Source organism: Butyricimonas paravirosa (genome assembly GCF_032878955.1).
Taxonomy (GTDB): domain Bacteria; phylum Bacteroidota; class Bacteroidia; order Bacteroidales; family Marinifilaceae; genus Butyricimonas; species Butyricimonas paravirosa.
Map to the genome: position 1 here is coordinate 1,487,203 of NZ_CP043839.1, position 16,390 is coordinate 1,503,592.

Genomic DNA, 16,390 nt, shown 5'->3' on the forward strand with positions numbered 1-16,390 from the left:
ACCATAATCTAAGCATAAAATTATTCAAACGACATTTGGGATTCCGGGAAAGGAAGTTTATAAGACGCATCCGGCACCTCTTTCGTCACGGGCCATGTCAAGCTATTATACGTAAGCCGTTTATAAAAGAAAAACATTTGACCTTCACCATAAAATTCCTTTCGGTACTCTTTCTCAAGGCGACTCTTTATTGCCGCAGGAGTTGTCAAAGTTCCATCAATAGAGGCATCCAATACCCGAGCCATACGATATACTTTAAACAAATCATCCCGCCCACATTCCGTCACGATAAAATACATCTCGGCAAGCCGGATCAAAGGAATATCCGTTACGGCAGTCACTGTGCTACCAGTTTCATTGTATTTTTTGAAAAAATTAAAAGCGGAACTGGCCAAAGGAACAATCCGGTTTTCCCACAAGCGACTATTCCGATAGCGAATATCAGAAGTGTGAAGAGAAGCTTCAAAGGCCTCGTCAAGATAAGCTACCGTCTGGGTATATGCCGTACTGTAATTAAAGAATACTGGTGTTAACGTTTGGGTTGCCAAAGTACTGCTGACTGCAAAAATATGCTCGGCAGGGAAAGTCATTTGTCCATTGTTGGCATCCGCATCACTTCCCAAAGTGAATTTTGACTTCTCATCACTATCCAAAGCATCTATCACAACCAAGGCATTTTCAAGCGCATCGGAAGTTTTCCCTATCCAAAGATAATAACGAGCCTTCGTCGCTTTCAAGGCATAATAGTTAAACCTTGACTGGCGGAAATAATGGTATTCATCAGCCGGATGTGGCAAATCTTGGTTCACTCCCTGCAAGTCATCCGGAGAGTTTAGGATGGTATTCGAATAAGTCAGGATCGGATCATCAACCAACAACTCCTCTGCATTGTTCAAGTCCATCAAAATATTATCAAGCACTTCCTGATATGACACGGCCAATAATTCCTGTGGATTTTTCGTGACTATTTTCACGTAAGGAATAGCTTTATCGGAACTCTTAGCCTTACTCGGAAGAGGTCCCCAATAACGTAAAATTTCCAAGTGCAGGAATGCTCGTAAGCCCAAGGCCTCCCCCTTTATCAATTCATAATTTCCATTTGTAAAGAGATCCTTCTTCGCATCAATATTCTCCAGAAGAGAATTGATATTAATAATCGTCTGGTAATATTGCAACCAAACATCCTCAAGAAGCTTTTTCGTTGAAGTCTGTGTAAAATCGAAATTACTGATATGATAGATCTCTGCCTGTGTCGAATTGGCAGATGGTATCGTCCAGTGCTGGGCCATCATTTCCGGCAGTTTCATCGTCGTGTTGAGCCCGTAAAGCTCCGGAGTCGCCATTCTGATATAAGCTCCGGTAAGTACATCTTTGAACCCTTGCTCGGACTCGAACATCGTAGTCTGCCGCATTTCGAGTTCCGGTTGTATATCCAGCCATTCGTTACACGAGGTAAACGTCAAGGCCACTGCAACTGATAAGTATAAATATATCTTTTTCATCTTCATGCTGATTGATTATTGTTTCTAGTATTAAAACCTTACCGATAGTGAAACCGAGAATTTACGGGCAAAAGGATAGGAAAGTCCGCGTTCCTGCTTAACCGTCGAAAGGTAGAAAACATCTTCGGCATAAAAACCGATGGCCAGATAGTCCAAACGGCAATGTCTCTTCAGCCATTCTGTATCGAATTCATAATTAACATTTAGCGTGTTAAGACTAAGGGCATTTTCCTTCATCACAAAACGGGAAGAGGCATTTGTGGTATTGAAATCTTTAATATTCTTGAATTTCGTAACATCACCTTCATTCTGCCAGCGATCGTACAAAGCCCGCTTGTCCAGATTTCCCCAGCGTTTCACTGCAGTTGTAGTGTTCTCCACTTTATCCACAAGCGTCTGGTTATAGATATGGCCCCCAAGACGATAAGAGAACGTAGCATTCAACGTAATATCTCTCCATCGGAACATGGTTCTGAGATTGCCCCGAACTTTAGGTTCATTCACCCCGAAAGGCACCTTGTCTTTCGGGTCCCACGTGTAGACTCTCTCCCCATCCTTGTTCAAAAACAATTCAGAACCTGTTGCCGGATCAATTCCAAGTGAACGAACCACGAAAATCGTATTCATGGACTGTCCCTCCTGGTAAAGAAAGCTCGGATTAGGTCCGGCCTCGTCTAACAATTCTGAATTAAGGAATTCCAACGCATTGGATATTTTCAGTATCTTGTTTACATTGTGTGCAAGATTTCCTCCGACAGACCACATAATATGACTTTCACTATTTCTGATCAAAAACACATTAGCGTCAAGCTCGATACCCCTGTTGCGTACCTCCCCGACATTTGCCTTATAACTGGAGAAACCTCCGGCCGTGGGCAGATTAATATCTGTAAGCAAATCCTCCGTGAGCTTATTGTAATAGTCCACGTTCAAACGTACCAAACCATTGAAAAGAGAGGTTTCAACTCCCAGATTCAATTGCTTTGTCTTCTGCCAAGACAAATCCGGATTACCCATTCCAAGCATATATGCCCCGTTCCAATACTTATAGTTCTCCTGTCCAAAATACCGGTAAGTGGTCAGTGCCTGATACGAACTGAAATTCTGGGACCCGATAGTACCATAAGAGAAGCGAAAACGAAGCAAATTAATAGCATTTGACGAACTCAAAAAATTTTCATTATGTACGTTCCATCCCAACCCGGCAGAAAAGAAAGGAGCCGTACGGTCATTACTTCCAAATTTGGACGATCCCTCGATCTTCCCAGAGAAATCGACAAAATAACGACGATCGTAAGTATAGTTGACATTAAATATCAAACCTAACCGACGGGAATGAGCCTCCGTACTGGTAGGCTTTCCTAAAGCATAAGCTCCGGCCATTCCCAAGTTCTTCATATTCAACGACGAGAAACCTCGCCCGGTAACAGAATAGCTCTCATCCTTATCTTCTGCAAGATTGGCACTCAACCCGGCATAAAGCTGATGAACTTTATTGAAAATTTTCGTGTAATTGACCGTTAAATTCCCCTCGTATGAAAACATATAGGAGGTCGTGTAGGTATAATTTCCCTTCATATTGGAATTCTCACCCTTGTACTCGTCAGTGTCAAAACTGGTATGCTCGCGGGAAAGATATTTATCCGTACGAGAATCCTGTTTCGTGAAACCGAAGTTTCCCCGCACGAACAAGTCGGAAGTGATTTTCCACTCTATGGCAAAGTTATTCTGGATATTCGTGTAACTACCATCATCCCGAGAAGGCAGCGACGCATTGTAAAGCGGATTACCAGCCGGATCCGGAGTCCGGGAGGTCTGGGATATAGTTTCCACCAACTGTTTCTTTATATGCCCCTCGTCATCATAAGGAGTATAAATTGGATTCGCCAGAGAATATTCCGAAAAACTTCCATACGGAGAATTTTTATTTTTATTATAACTAATAGTCAAATCGTTTTGAAACTTCAGATTTTTAAGTTCATACTGGAAATACAAATTTCCCGATAACGTGTTACGTGACGATCCTTTCATCACTCCATTGATATTATTATAAGAAAGTCCGATCGCATATTTGAAGTTATCTGAGCCCCCGTCTACCCGCAAGCTATGTCGATTCCCGACACCCGTCTTCACCGGATACTTCAGCCAATAGGTATTCACACCCCGTTCGACTTCAATCAAACGACGATTATACAGTTCCATCAGATTCTGGTTATTGGGATTGTACTTATCATCAAGCATTCCTGCCGCTACTTCATAATCTAGCTTTTCTCGGGCGTTCATCAAGTTATAAGATGTGAAATCAGGAGCCTCTATATTGACAGATCCGCGATAACTCACTCTCAACTTACCGGCTTCTGGACGCTTGAGAGTAATCACTACCACCCCATTCGCCCCGCGAGCCCCATACATCGCAGTAGCGCTTGCATCTTTCAGCAGCGTGATTGTTTCAACAAGCTCGTCATCCATATCCATCACTCGTTGAAGTGACACCTCGAAACCATCCATGATAAACAAAGGTAAGTTAGCCGTACTCTTCACGCTACTCTCCTCTTGAAGATTGCGCACATTGACATCCATACTGGTACGCCCGCGAATGGTAATATCCGGCAACTGGTTCGGGTCCGATCCAAATTCAATATTATCCGCTATATTAAAACTCGGATCAATATTACTAATCTGAGACAAAATACTACGATTACCCGATGCTTTCAGATCGCTGGCAGAAATCGTTTTAACTGCCCCTGTGTAACTTTCACGGGATTTATTGAAAATACCTGTCACGACAACCTGATCTATTGATTGGACATCATCCTGTAACACGACATTGATTTCCGTTTTTCCGGTAATACGAACTTCCTGCGAAGTCTTCCCGATAAAGGAAACCACTACCAGATCGTGATCAGCCGGGACCTCCAGTTCAAAATTACCGGTAGCATTTGTAACCACTCCCACGCTTGTACCTTTGACAACAACCGTCGCACCGATAAGAGGCAATCCATCAGCCTCGGTAACAACTCCTTTTATTTTCACAGCTTTTTGTCTAATAGTATCTTGCACCGGTTGTTCCTTAATTTTAATAATGACCACTTTCCCCTCAATCTGGTATGTACAAGGCTTTCCGATCAAAACGGCATCCATCAAACGTTTTATGGAAACATTGGTAACGTTCACACTGACTTTCCCAATACTCTGTACTGTTTCCGTACTATACATGAATGAATAGTCAGTCTGTGTTTCGACCTCCCGAACGATTTCCTCGAACGGAACATTTTGTTTATTGATACTTATGTTTCGGTTTTCCTGTGCAGACACTTGCGAAGAAAACAGAGAAAAGAAACATAACACCACAATAACAAGCAAACATCTTGCTCTTGGGGAAGAAATTCTATTTCCCCAAAGACACTCTTGTCTCTTTTTTTTCATACATTTAATTGGTAGGTTTATCGAGTTCTAAAATTATTATCTTTGCAAAAGTCGAAGGGTGAAAAGAAGAAGAACTCGTTAACCTTCTTTCCCCTGTTTGGTTGACCCGAATTCCTGCCCGAATTCGGGTTCATCATTTGTGTTACAGTTATTCTTTGCCGTTCTTAATTTTTATATGATTCCCAGATACTAAAAATCTAATCTCACCAGTCTTTTCCATCAGACTCATTAATTGGTCAAAACGATCCATATGTGGAAGCCTTAACCGAAACTTCTTGTTTTTTAACGCACTATCCTCAAAGCTATACTCGAAACCAAACCACTGACTGAATTCATGCATAATCTCGTCAAGAGTTCGGTTGTCGAACACGAACATTCCCCGGGATCGTTCCCTGTAAACATCCGCATTCACCTCCTCAATTTTGATTTGCCGATTCCCGCAATCGAAGATGGCCATCTGATTCGGTTGCAAGACCGTCGTACCGTTCAGCATCACCTTACCAGTAACAAGCACGGTTTCTATCGTTTGTTCTTCTTTGTAAGCTCTCACATTAAAACTCGTTCCCAAGACTTCAATCGAAACCTGTTCCGTATTTACTGTAAAGGGTCGAGTAGAATCACGTTTCACGTTAAAGTACCCCTCACCCAACAACATCACGGAACGCTCATCCAACGAGAAGAATTCCGGGAACTGCAATTCAGAACCGGGATATAACACTACGGTCGTACTATCTTCCAAGATGATGGTTCGTGTTGCACCACACAAAACCCTCACTTTATATAATTCCGGAGCAGATGTCGATTTTTTTTCCAAGGGGACCGTATTTTGTCGGATAATATCCAGTACGTTCGTTTTATCCGTCAACACCACGCTATGACCGGAAGGAAACTCAAGTACCGTCTCATTTTCCAGCAAAACAATCTCTCTTCCCGTATCATCAACCTGGTTCATATACAAATAAAACCCACCGGAAAGCCCGAGGCATACAATAATAATTGCGGCATACCGTAACAAAAGCCTCCCGACATGACGTTTCGGACGTTTCAGTTCATTCTCTATAGACAACCACACTTTTTTCCCGGTTTCTATTTCTGCATCATCATTACCCAATGTCATTTCCTTTTCGGCAACATCCTGAATAATTTTCTGAATGTTCACACCCGCTTTCCTCGCCAGCGAGACAAGCTCTTTTTTCTCCCCTTCAGATATATCCTGCATGACGAACTTCGTTAGCAGCCGTGCAAGCCTTGTCGATTTATAATACTCTTTCATGTTTCAACAATGTTTTTACACTTCTAATATCCACAACCGGACAAAAGGTATTATCCTATGACCCAAAAAATGTTTTTACATTTAAAAAGATAACAGGATAATACCTTTTCATCTCTTCTGGATATTTAAGGAAGTAAAAACACTTATCAATTTGAAATTATGAAAAAATGTATTTTAGTACTAGCTATTGTATTATCATCAGTAGCTCCTTTTGCCCAAGGTGTTAATTTTCAAGAATTAACACTCAAGGAAGCATGTGCAAAAGCAAAGGCCGAAAACAAACTTGTATTCATAGATTGTTATACAGATTGGTGTGGGCCATGCCGGTTGATGACCGAAGAAATATTCCCCATGAAAGAAATGGGAGACTATTTCAACCCGAAATACATATGTATTAAAGCAAATGCTGAAAAAGGTGAAGAAGGTCCCGCCATCAAAGAAAAATTCGGGATCAAAGCGTACCCGACATTTGTCATTCTCAACAACGATGGCAACCTGATACATATGTTTGCCGGTGGAGTGCTGGGACTTGAGTTTATTGATAAAGTTGAAGAATCCTTTAATCCGGAACTCGCATTCGGAGAACTTCAAAAGCGATACAATGCAGGCGAACGGAGTAAAAAGCTAACCTCTAGCTATCTTCAAGCATTACAACATACCTACACGACGAACGTGGGTCCCCTCATCGAAGAGTTTGCCAACTCTCTAAGTGATGATGAATTGATATGCGAGGAGTGTTTGTTTCTATTCGACGAACACGCACGGTTAGGTTCTCCACGAGAGAAATTCCTTACACAACACGTGGAAAAATTCCGTGAAGTCGTGGGGCAAGATAAAGTGGATCAAATCCTAAATCGGAAATACGAAGCCTATTATTGTGGTATTCTTGGCAAACAAATGGCTGCAACCACGACTGATGTAGAACAAGTTAACAAACAACTGGAAGCACTTCACCTTACTGGAGTAACCTCTTTACCTCTCTATCAAGCGGCAGTAGCCACTTATCTGACGAAAGAAGGAGGGGAAGCACTTTTCGAAATGATTAAAAAGGTATCCGGTGACCTTGAAAATAATGACATCGATCGATTCCTATACTTCACCATTCCGGCCGTAAACGAAGTATGGAGTGAAGACCAGAGTAAACAAATTGTCGCTCTGATTAACAAAGACGATATACGAACCCGGATCATAAACACGCTGGAACGTCAGAAAAAGACTTCACAACCCAAATAAAAGAACAAAACTACTAATATCTTTAAGTTCTTGACGTAAAGAGGCATAGGCTTTTGTTTTTTGGTTCTTTACCGTATTGATAGAAATATTGAGAGTGTCGGCGATCATCTGTTCGCTCATGCCGGACATCGACAACAGAATGATCTCCCGACGCTTTTCAGGTAATAAGGAAATGGCCCGGGATATTTCACGATTAAACTCGATTTCGGTGATTTTGAGCAATACATCATCACTCTCCTTGTTCTCGGCAGATTCGAGATTCAGTACATGTTTATTTCTCGTGATGTATTTCACCGTATTATTTCTCAACGCTTTATAAAAATAAGCCTTAAAATGATCTTCACTCTTGAAAGCTTGTCGTTTATCCCAGATATGAATGAACACCTCTTGAAGAATATCGTCTGCAGAAGAATCGTCAACTTGGAAAGACTTGACAAACTGGCGTCCTGCAGAGAAAAAACCCCAGAATAACTCTTCGAATGCACGTTGATTTCCTTCCCGAAATCTTTTAATTATCTCATCCATAAAACAACTTTATTTACATATCCACTATTGACTTTCCTGTATTCCGTTTCTTACCTCCAACAAAATAACTATCCACAAACCCACAAAAGGTACTATCGTACCCTAACATTATTTTAGGTCACAAACCCCATATCATACATAGATCCTAAAAGGAAACACCAGACTAAAGCTAGAAATAAATTTCCAGCAAAAACAATTGAAACAAAACTTTAACATACAATCACCTCTAGGTCATACCTATGTTCCTTCGATGTTTCAATATAACTCCGTTTTGATTCATTCCGCATTCAAATGTATTTTCTCCGGCGATCACTCGCAAGTGACACGGAGAAAGCACGGAGAAGACACGGAGAAAACCTAGCCAAACAATAGAGTAACAACGTACCATGAGAGTAATAAAACACGTGTTAATGAATAACTATATCCATGTTCAAAAAATTCTCTAAAAACAGAACAAAATCGCTTTTCAAAACGTTTAATTTATAATTAAACTTTAAAAATTAAGGCTATGACTGAGGATTATGAATTAAAAGATGACGTACATCGGCAACAATATGAATTCCGTATCGGGAACTATACCCCGAAAATCGAATATATAAAATCAATCAACGGAGAGATATATCTTACCCATACCGAAGTCCCGCGGGAACTGGAAGGGAAAGGGATAGGTAGCCAGTTGGTAGAAAAAACGTTACAAGACATTGAGCGGCAAGGTTTGCGGTTAGTTCCACTTTGTCCTTTCGTGGCAGCTTATATCAAGAAACACCCCGAATGGAGACGCATCGTGATGAAAGGTATTAATATAAAATAAGCACACATGGATAAGAAAATTGAATATACAAACGGAGAGTTAACCATTATCTGGCAACCGGGTTTATGCCAACACGCCGGAGTGTGCGTGAAAATGTTACCCAAGGTATACAATCCCAAAGAAAGACCTTGGGTCAAAATCGAGAATGCCACGACGGCAGAATTAATCGAACAAATTAACAAATGTCCTTCTGGAGCATTAAGTTACAAAATGAATAAGTAGTGAAAGTCGCCGAATTCGGCGACTTTTATTTTTTCCTTTTCCACAAATAGCAAACAATAAATATCAACAAGAAACAAAGCACGATAGTTGCTCCCGAAGGTAATTTCAGCGCTGCCGAAGTAAATAAGCCGATAACCGAACCAGCACAACTGATAATCGTTGCCCACACGAGCTGTTTCGTGAAATTCTTATGAAACATCCCGGCAATAGCCTGTGGCATGGTGAGGTACGAAATCACGAGAATGATTCCCGCTAGTTTCATACACAACACGATACACAAAGCGATCAATGCCGTAATTCCGATTTCCAGACCATTCAATGCGACGAAATGTGTCCGGCTGTATTCTTTATCAAAAGCGATATAGAATAGAGGACGATAAAATTTAGCAAAAAACACGATGATCACCAAACACAACAAAAGCGAGAGAATAACCTGCTCCCCCGTCACCGTGAGGATATTACCAAACAAGTAAGATAACAAATTAGGAGCATACCCCGGTGTCAGATAAATAAACAACACCCCGATGGCCATACCCGCAGACCAGAATATCCCAATCAAGGAATCTTCCTTAAATCGCTTGTTATCCGAAAGATATAGAATACAGAAAGCGGCGGCCAAAGCAAACACGGCCGCTCCGAAAAGAGGCGATAGCCCTAAGAAATAGGCTAATCCCAATCCCCCGAAAGAAGCATGTGTGATTCCCCCACTGATAAAGACCATCCGTTTGGCCACGATATAAGTTCCTATCAATCCACAACTCACGCCAATCAGAATTGTACACAACAATGCATTCTGGAAAAAAGTATATTCTAATAATTCAAACACCTTATTAATTTTAGATTTAATGATTTTAGATTTTAGATTGAAAAAACAATCAATCTAGTGCTTCCCTTCACTTTCAATTTTCAATTGTACGATCGTGTTTCAACAACACCCGATGAGGCACCGTACCGTGAGAGATCAATTCAATCGGACAATTATATAATTTCAATTGTTCCGGCGTGATCAGATTTGATTCATGGTAATGCAAGCCGCCATTCACGCAGGCTATCGTCTTCACGTAAGAGCAGATTGTTCCCAAATCGTGAGAAACCATCACGATACTCATCGTTTTGTTCAATTCGCCCAACACGGAATAGAACTCATTCTCAAAATTCGCATCCACGTAAGTAGAAGGCTCATCCAGAATAAGAATCTTCGGGGAAGAAATAATAGCTCGACACAAGAATACCCGCTGCATCTGTCCCCCGGAAAGCTCTCCTATCGGGCGATTCCCGAATCCTCCCATTCCGTATGTTTTTAAAAGCTCATCCACCTTTTCCCGATCAGCCCTCGTGTAACCCTTAAAAATTCCCTTCTCCGACATCAAACCGGACAAAACGACCTCTTTCACGCTAATCGGAAATCTTGCGTCAAAACGGCTGTTCTGAGGCAAATAACCAAACAAAGATTGTTTAGTAACATGATAAACAATTTCACCGGAGAAAGGTTTTAACAATCCCAAAATCACCTTCAATAAAGTTGTTTTTCCACCCCCGTTCGGTCCGATGATCCCGATAAAATCATGTTCCCGAATGGTAAGATTTACATCCCGCAACACGACCGCCTGCTCGTATCCCGCTGTAATCCCTTTTAACTCCAGAAGTTCATTCATTCTTCTATTTCATTTTCTGTTCAATGATACCCAATAAAGAATACATCTCGGCCTTCCAGTCCGGACTCAGCGGGTCTATGGTTATCACCTCTCCATCAATCTCCTTGGCGATAGCCTTGGCATTGGCCACATCAAATTGATTCTGAATGAAAACAATCTTTATTCCTTTAGCCCGGCAAGTATCGATCACCGCTTTCAAGTGCGAAGGATTCGGTTCCTTTCCCTCATCTTCAATAGAGATTTGTTCCATCCCGTAATCCTTGGCAAAATAAGTCAGTGCCGGATGATAAATTAGAAAAGTTTTATTCTCTTTCTTCGGAATAATTCGACGGGCTGCCTGATCAATGCTATCAATCTCCACCCGGAACTGACGATAGTTTTTTTCAAACGCCTCCCTCTGATCGGGGAATTTTGCCGCCAACACATCCAATATCGTGCGAGCCATCATCTCCGCATACCGGGGAGACATCCACACGTGAGGATCAAAATTCCCGCCATGCGAACCGTGATCGTGCTGATGTCCATGTCCGTGGTCATGATTACAAGCTCCTTGCTCCAAATCCATCCCGACAGATTGCTTCACGAGTAACATATTTTTCTGAGTTTCCAGAAAAGGATACAAATTACTCAACTCGAAAGGCAAATATCCCACGGCAAAATAAACAGAGCTATTGTGTAAAGCCTTCAACTGCTCCGTACTCAGATCACTCACCGCAGGATTCGCTCCCGGTGGAATCATCACGTTCACCTTCACGTAATCACCCGCAATTCTCCCCACGAAATAACGCTGTGGTAAAATACTCACGCTAATCGTTCTCTCCTTGTCTTTATTCTCCCCACAAGCCGTTAATAAGGCTATCAAAACAACTATAATTCCTATTTTCATTATATTGGATATATCAAATTCTTCTCTTCGATCACGTCTAACACTTCGGAAAGATATTTTGCAGCCTCGTATTTTGCCATGGGTAAATTGTGCAACAAATAATTACCGCAATCTTTAGCGGCAACACCGGGGACTTCTCCCTCGAAATCCCGGATAAAACGGAAGGTCTCCCGCATTAACTCCACGATGTCACGGGACTCCAAGTCGCCTTTCATCAAAAAGTAATTTCCCGTACAGCACCCCATTGGTCCCCAAAACACGATCTTGTCACCCCACTCCTTATGATTGCGCAAATAGGTCGCCGCCAGATGCTCTATCGTATGTAACTCTCCCTGTCCCAACACGGGTTCCCGGTTCGGTTCCTTCATGCGTATATCAAACGTCGTGACCACCTGATCACCTAAATAGTCTTTACGGGAAACATAAATTCCCCTCAACAAGCGCAGGTGATCAATCGTAAAACTCGGTATTTTTTCCATGCTTTAAATTTTATTCTTCTGATAAGGCTTTGATTAACACTTTAATCATTTCAAAAGAACGTTTAGGAGCCTCTTCCCAAAAATTCAAATATTGTTTGTAATGATCTTTTACCCCGGGAGTATCACTGATAATACGATAGCTCAAGAATGGAACCCCACACATATAGCAAACCTGTGCAATGGCACATGATTCCATGTCGACCGCCATTCCTTCCGGAAAACGTTTTTTAATCTCCGTCAACTCCTCTTTATCGGTAATAAACTTATCCCCGCTACATATCAAACCTCCGTAAACATTACCATCATGAGCAACAGATAATGCCAATTTACACAGCTCCTTATCCGAAACGAAACGAGCCGGCAAACCTTGCACCTGGCCATATTCATTTCCTTCTCCACACCACACGTCATGATAAACCATATTCTCGCCCACGACAATATCCATCACTTCTGTCAAGGGATCTATCCCCCCCGCAACCCCGGTATTGACAATAATATCCGGTGTGTAACGCTGTATCATCTCCATCGTACCGACAGCAGCACATACCTTTCCAATACCGCTTTTAACCAAGATAACTTCCACGTTCCCGATGCGTCCTTCCGTAAAAAGAAGTCCGCGAACAGGTTCTTCTTTTGTCTGTTCCAATAATGATTTCACCAGTCCGTATTCGGACGTCATGGCCACAATTATTCCGATCCTTCTCATATAACTCTATTGAAAAAATGGATTCATTCTTTTTTCTTCTCCGATCGTCGTGAATCCTCCATGCCCGGGAATGACACGAACATCATCGGGTAATACAAACAATTTTTCCCGGATACCATTCAACAACTGATTCATATCCCCACCCGGCAAATCAGCCCGGCCAATACTTCCCTGGAACAAAACATCCCCCGCAACCAGTAATTTATCCTTTTCACTATAAAAGCAAAGCCCTCCCGGAGAGTGTCCCGGGACATGGATCACCTTCAATTCCGAATGTCCGAACTTCACGATATCCCCATCTTTCAGGTATTCCCCCAAAGCCGGTGGCGGGGTAATTCCTTTCACACCTAACATAGCCGCATACCTTTCGGCATCCTCTACCCAAAACGAATCCGCCTCATGCGCCCGGGCTGATAGCCCAAACTCATCCAGCATGAAATTATTCCCGAAAATATGATCGATATGCAAATGTGTATTTAACAATGCTACCGGCGTCAACTGATTCTCCACTAAGAAACTCTTCAAACGTTGTCCTTCTTCCTTCGAAAAACAACCGCAATCAATCACTACGGCCTCCCCTGTCTCGTCATACAACACGATCGTGTTCTCTTGCCATGGATTATTTGTAAATACTTTAATTTTCATCTGTCGTACATTTTAACCCGACAAATATACGAAGAATTCGTGAGATTCAGGCAGATTTTGGCGGAATAAAGTAAGTGGTTGGAGACTAAAGGAATTGGGTGTTGAATGACTGTATTCTTCCTTTTTCCAAAAAAGCGGGATATTGAGGAGTTGTGAGGTAATTTTGCTACCTATCCGTTGCCTTTTTTAGTGTCGAACGACATCGAAAATGAAACGTGAAACTACTCTGATTTCGCCTCTGCCATCTCAAAGAACCCTTGTTTGAGAGAATAAAGATACGCAGAATTTTCCGTATATCGGTAAAATATGCCTATTGTTTTCTGTTTCAAGGGGCTGTTTCTATGTTCTGCCATATTTTTCATGCTGACAGGTAACTCTATACCGGTTAATTTTGCAATTAAAAGTATAGAGCTATGAATCAAGAAGATGTAAGGGTTTCGTTCTACCTGAAAAAGAGCGAAGCGGACGAGCAGGGAGAGTGCCCGATTATGGGCAGGTTGAATGTAGGCAAGTATTCCGAGGCGGCCTTCAGCATGAAGATGACGGCTCCGGAATCGGCATGGCTTTCCGGTCGTGCCACGGGGAAGAGCGCAAGGTCAAGGGAAATCAACCGGCAGTTGGACGAGATACGCGCTTCGGCACTCTCCATCTATCAGGACTTGTTTGCCCTTCGGGAGAAAGTATCAGCCGAGGAGGTGAAATGTATCCTTTTGGGCATGGCTTACGGGCAGGAAACTTTGGTGGCGTTCTTCCTCAGTTTCATAAAGAAATTCGAGAAAAAAGTCGGAATCAATCGTGAGGAAAGCACGGCCACATCCTACAAGTATGCTTGTGGCCAACTCATGCAGTTTCTCAACAAGGAATACAACCTTTCGGACATTCCCTTCACGGCATTGGACAGGTCTTTCATAGACAAATATGATCTATACCTGCGGACGGACTGCCAACTGAGTGCGGGAACTATTCTGCTGCTGACCACACAGCTGATGACGGTTATCCGGAAAGCGAAGTCGGCAGGTATCCTGACGTCCAATCCGTTTGCAGGCTATGAGGCGGAACGACCGGCAAGGGAAATAAAGTATCTCACGGAGCATGAACTGGAACGCATCATGTCGACACCGCTCCATAACAGGAAACTCTACCATATCCGTGATCTGTTTCTCTTTTCCTGCTTTACCGGCATTCCATACGGGGATATGTGCCGCTTGTCGGATGAAGACCTCGTGGCTGTCGAGGACGGCACATTGTGGATTAAGACCTCCCGCAAGAAAACAAAAATCAGCTATGAGGTCCCCTTACTGGATATTCCGCTCTATATCCTTGAAAAGTACAGGGATGCCGCACCGGAAGGAAAACTGCTGCCGATGTACAGCAACAGCGAATTGAATAACGCGCTGAAAACCATCGCAGACCTGTGCGGTATCAAGCAACGACTCGTATTCCATCAGGCCCGCCATACCAGCGCGACGACCGTACTTCTGTCGAACGGAGTCCCGCTTGAAACCGTGAGCAAGATATTGGGGCATGAACGGATAAGCACCACCCAGATTTATGCCCATGTGACCGATGATAAAGTAGAGAACGACACCCGTATGCTCGATGCCAAGATTGCCGAGCGGTTCTCGGTTGCCATTTAACCTGTATGTCTAATATTAAACTTATCAGCCATGAACGTAAATAACAACATTCGGAATAAAGAGATAAAGCACCGCAGCACGTTTGCCATCCTGTTCTATATCAACCGCACAAAGGTACGCAAAGATGGAACATGCCAGCTGTTGTGCAAGGTAAGTGTCGATGCCAAATGGGAACAAATAGGCATCAAGGTAGCCGTAAATCCCGCCCTGTGGAATCCGGAAACAGGACGTGCCGACGGCAGAAGCGAAAATGCCATTACCGTGAACCGCGCCATAGTCGACCTGGACAAACAGATCCGTGGACATTACAAGCGTATCAAAAACAGTCTGGGTTTCGTTACAGCGGAATTGATCAAGAATGCCATGCTGGGTATCGGTGAGAAAAAACTGACCTTACTGGCACTGTTTACGGAACATAACGAGGAGTTCAAGAAAAGAATCGGCGTGGACCGGGAGGAAGGGAGTTACGAAAGCTATACCCGTTCCTACAGACACTTGCATGAGTTTATACGGGATAAAAAGAAAACGGAAGATGTCACCCTGAAAAGTCTCGACCAGGATTTTTATGATGATTTCGAGTTGTACCTGCGAAGCAATTGCGGTATGCAGCAGAAAACCGTGCATGAACACTTGTACCGCTTGAAAAAGATGACCAAACGAGCGGTGAGCCAGGGAACATTACGCCGCGACCCTTACGATGAACTGCATCCGGCACTTCCGAAGCGCAAAAGCCGCCATCTGAAATACGAGGACCTGACGAAACTGATGGCGACACAACTCGATAAACCCAACCTGCAACGTGTCCGTGACTGGTTCATTTTTTCGACGTTCACGGGTCTGGCTTATGCCGACCTGAAACGCTTGTCGGAAAAGGATATCATACAGAAGGAGGACGGAAGTCAGTGGATTCGTATCCGGCGAAAAAAAACGGATGTCGCCTCTTATATCCGATTGTTGGATATTCCCTTGCGGATTATAGAGAAGTACAAGCCGGAACGTCGGAGCGACAAGATTTTCAACGTGTATTGTCGCGGATATTTGATTAAACTCACGAAAGAGGTCGGAAAACAATACGGATTCTACATGACTTTCCACAAGGCGAGGCATAATTTCGGAACGCATATCACGCTCTCGTTGGGTATTCCGATAGAAACCGTGAGCCGCATGATGGGACATACCAGCATCACGACTACCCAGATATATGCTGAGGTGAAAAGCCGGAAAGTGGACGAGGACACGAAAGCATTACGTGAAATGTCGGCAAAACGGCCGGTAAACCTCTACGAAGAAGAAGTTATCGCCAAGCCCAAGCGGAAAAGAAAGACTGTGTAAACAAGCGGCAATAAAAATGAGAGGAACAATCCGTATTATCGGGCTGTTCCTCTCGTAC

At 42.9% G+C, this 16,390-nt stretch carries 15 protein-coding genes; 5 read left to right on the top strand and 10 right to left on the bottom strand.

Translation table 11 applies throughout. The features are described from left to right. Positions 1–20: 20 nt before the first annotated feature. The 3 genes from F1644_RS06245 to F1644_RS06255 form a co-directional block, all read right to left on the bottom strand. Positions 21–1,502 carry a RagB/SusD family nutrient uptake outer membrane protein gene (locus F1644_RS06245; RefSeq protein WP_158571927.1) on the bottom strand — a complete coding sequence of 494 codons (1,482 nt, stop codon included), beginning with the start codon at positions 1,500–1,502 and terminating at the stop codon, positions 21–23. Between the two features lie 30 nt (positions 1,503–1,532). After that, a complete protein-coding gene (locus tag F1644_RS06250; RefSeq protein ID WP_118304832.1) occupies positions 1,533–4,928 on the bottom strand; it encodes a SusC/RagA family TonB-linked outer membrane protein in 3,396 nt (1,131 codons plus the stop codon). 148 nt (positions 4,929–5,076) lie between these two features. Beyond that, positions 5,077–6,201, bottom strand: a complete 1,125-nt coding sequence (locus tag F1644_RS06255; protein WP_118304833.1) for a FecR family protein — start codon at positions 6,199–6,201, stop codon at positions 5,077–5,079. 159 nt (positions 6,202–6,360) lie between these two features. Here F1644_RS06255 and F1644_RS06260 point away from each other — a divergent pair, with 159 nt between their 5' ends. After that, a complete protein-coding gene (locus tag F1644_RS06260) occupies positions 6,361–7,434 on the top strand; it encodes a thioredoxin family protein (RefSeq protein ID WP_118304834.1) in 1,074 nt (357 codons plus the stop codon). Here F1644_RS06260 and F1644_RS06265 read toward each other — a convergent pair. Further along, the gene (locus tag F1644_RS06265) at positions 7,420–7,959 is read right to left on the bottom strand and encodes an RNA polymerase sigma factor (protein WP_087421155.1); all 540 of its coding nucleotides are present in this window, start codon (positions 7,957–7,959) and stop codon (positions 7,420–7,422) included. The genes F1644_RS06260 and F1644_RS06265 overlap by 15 nt on opposite strands. 508 nt (positions 7,960–8,467) lie before the next feature. On the opposite strand from F1644_RS06265, the gene F1644_RS06270 reads away from it, so the two are divergent. Then, on the top strand, positions 8,468–8,770 hold the full coding sequence (locus tag F1644_RS06270) for a GNAT family N-acetyltransferase (protein WP_027202300.1): 303 nt from the start codon (positions 8,468–8,470) through the stop codon (positions 8,768–8,770). A gap of 6 nt (positions 8,771–8,776) precedes the next feature. After that, on the top strand, positions 8,777–8,992 hold the full coding sequence (locus F1644_RS06275) for a (4Fe-4S)-binding protein (protein WP_087421154.1): 216 nt from the start codon (positions 8,777–8,779) through the stop codon (positions 8,990–8,992). Positions 8,993–9,017: 25 nt separating this feature from the next. Here F1644_RS06275 and F1644_RS06280 read toward each other — a convergent pair whose 3' ends face one another. The 6 genes from F1644_RS06280 to F1644_RS06305 all read right to left on the bottom strand — a co-directional run bounded on the left by F1644_RS06280 (position 9,018) and on the right by F1644_RS06305 (position 13,363). Further along, positions 9,018–9,818, bottom strand: coding sequence for a metal ABC transporter permease (locus F1644_RS06280; RefSeq protein WP_087421153.1), 801 nt, complete (start codon positions 9,816–9,818; stop codon positions 9,018–9,020). Between the two features lie 73 nt (positions 9,819–9,891). Next, positions 9,892–10,647 carry a metal ABC transporter ATP-binding protein gene (locus tag F1644_RS06285; protein WP_118304835.1) on the bottom strand — a complete coding sequence of 252 codons (756 nt, stop codon included), beginning with the start codon at positions 10,645–10,647 and terminating at the stop codon, positions 9,892–9,894. A 4-nt stretch (positions 10,648–10,651) separates the two neighbouring features. Next, positions 10,652–11,533 carry a metal ABC transporter solute-binding protein, Zn/Mn family gene (locus tag F1644_RS06290; RefSeq protein WP_118304836.1) on the bottom strand — a complete coding sequence of 294 codons (882 nt, stop codon included), beginning with the start codon at positions 11,531–11,533 and terminating at the stop codon, positions 10,652–10,654. Continuing rightward, entirely contained in the window at positions 11,533–12,012 is a 480-nt protein-coding gene (locus F1644_RS06295; protein ID WP_118304837.1) for an S-ribosylhomocysteine lyase, read from the bottom strand. The genes F1644_RS06290 and F1644_RS06295 overlap by 1 nt, the downstream gene beginning before the upstream one ends. 10 nt (positions 12,013–12,022) lie before the next feature. After that, positions 12,023–12,718: a 5'-methylthioadenosine/adenosylhomocysteine nucleosidase gene (locus F1644_RS06300; protein ID WP_087421149.1), complete on the bottom strand. Its 696-nt coding sequence runs from the start codon at positions 12,716–12,718 to the stop codon at positions 12,023–12,025. A 6-nt stretch (positions 12,719–12,724) separates the two neighbouring features. Next, on the bottom strand, positions 12,725–13,363 hold the full coding sequence (locus F1644_RS06305) for an MBL fold metallo-hydrolase (protein ID WP_118304838.1): 639 nt from the start codon (positions 13,361–13,363) through the stop codon (positions 12,725–12,727). A 413-nt stretch (positions 13,364–13,776) separates the two neighbouring features. Here F1644_RS06305 and F1644_RS06310 point away from each other — a divergent pair, with 413 nt between their 5' ends. Further along, positions 13,777–15,000: a site-specific integrase gene (locus F1644_RS06310; RefSeq protein WP_005834081.1), complete on the top strand. Its 1,224-nt coding sequence runs from the start codon at positions 13,777–13,779 to the stop codon at positions 14,998–15,000. Positions 15,001–15,030: 30 nt separating this feature from the next. Next, positions 15,031–16,332: a site-specific integrase gene (locus F1644_RS06315; RefSeq protein WP_005834082.1), complete on the top strand. Its 1,302-nt coding sequence runs from the start codon at positions 15,031–15,033 to the stop codon at positions 16,330–16,332. Positions 16,333–16,390 lie beyond the last annotated feature (58 nt).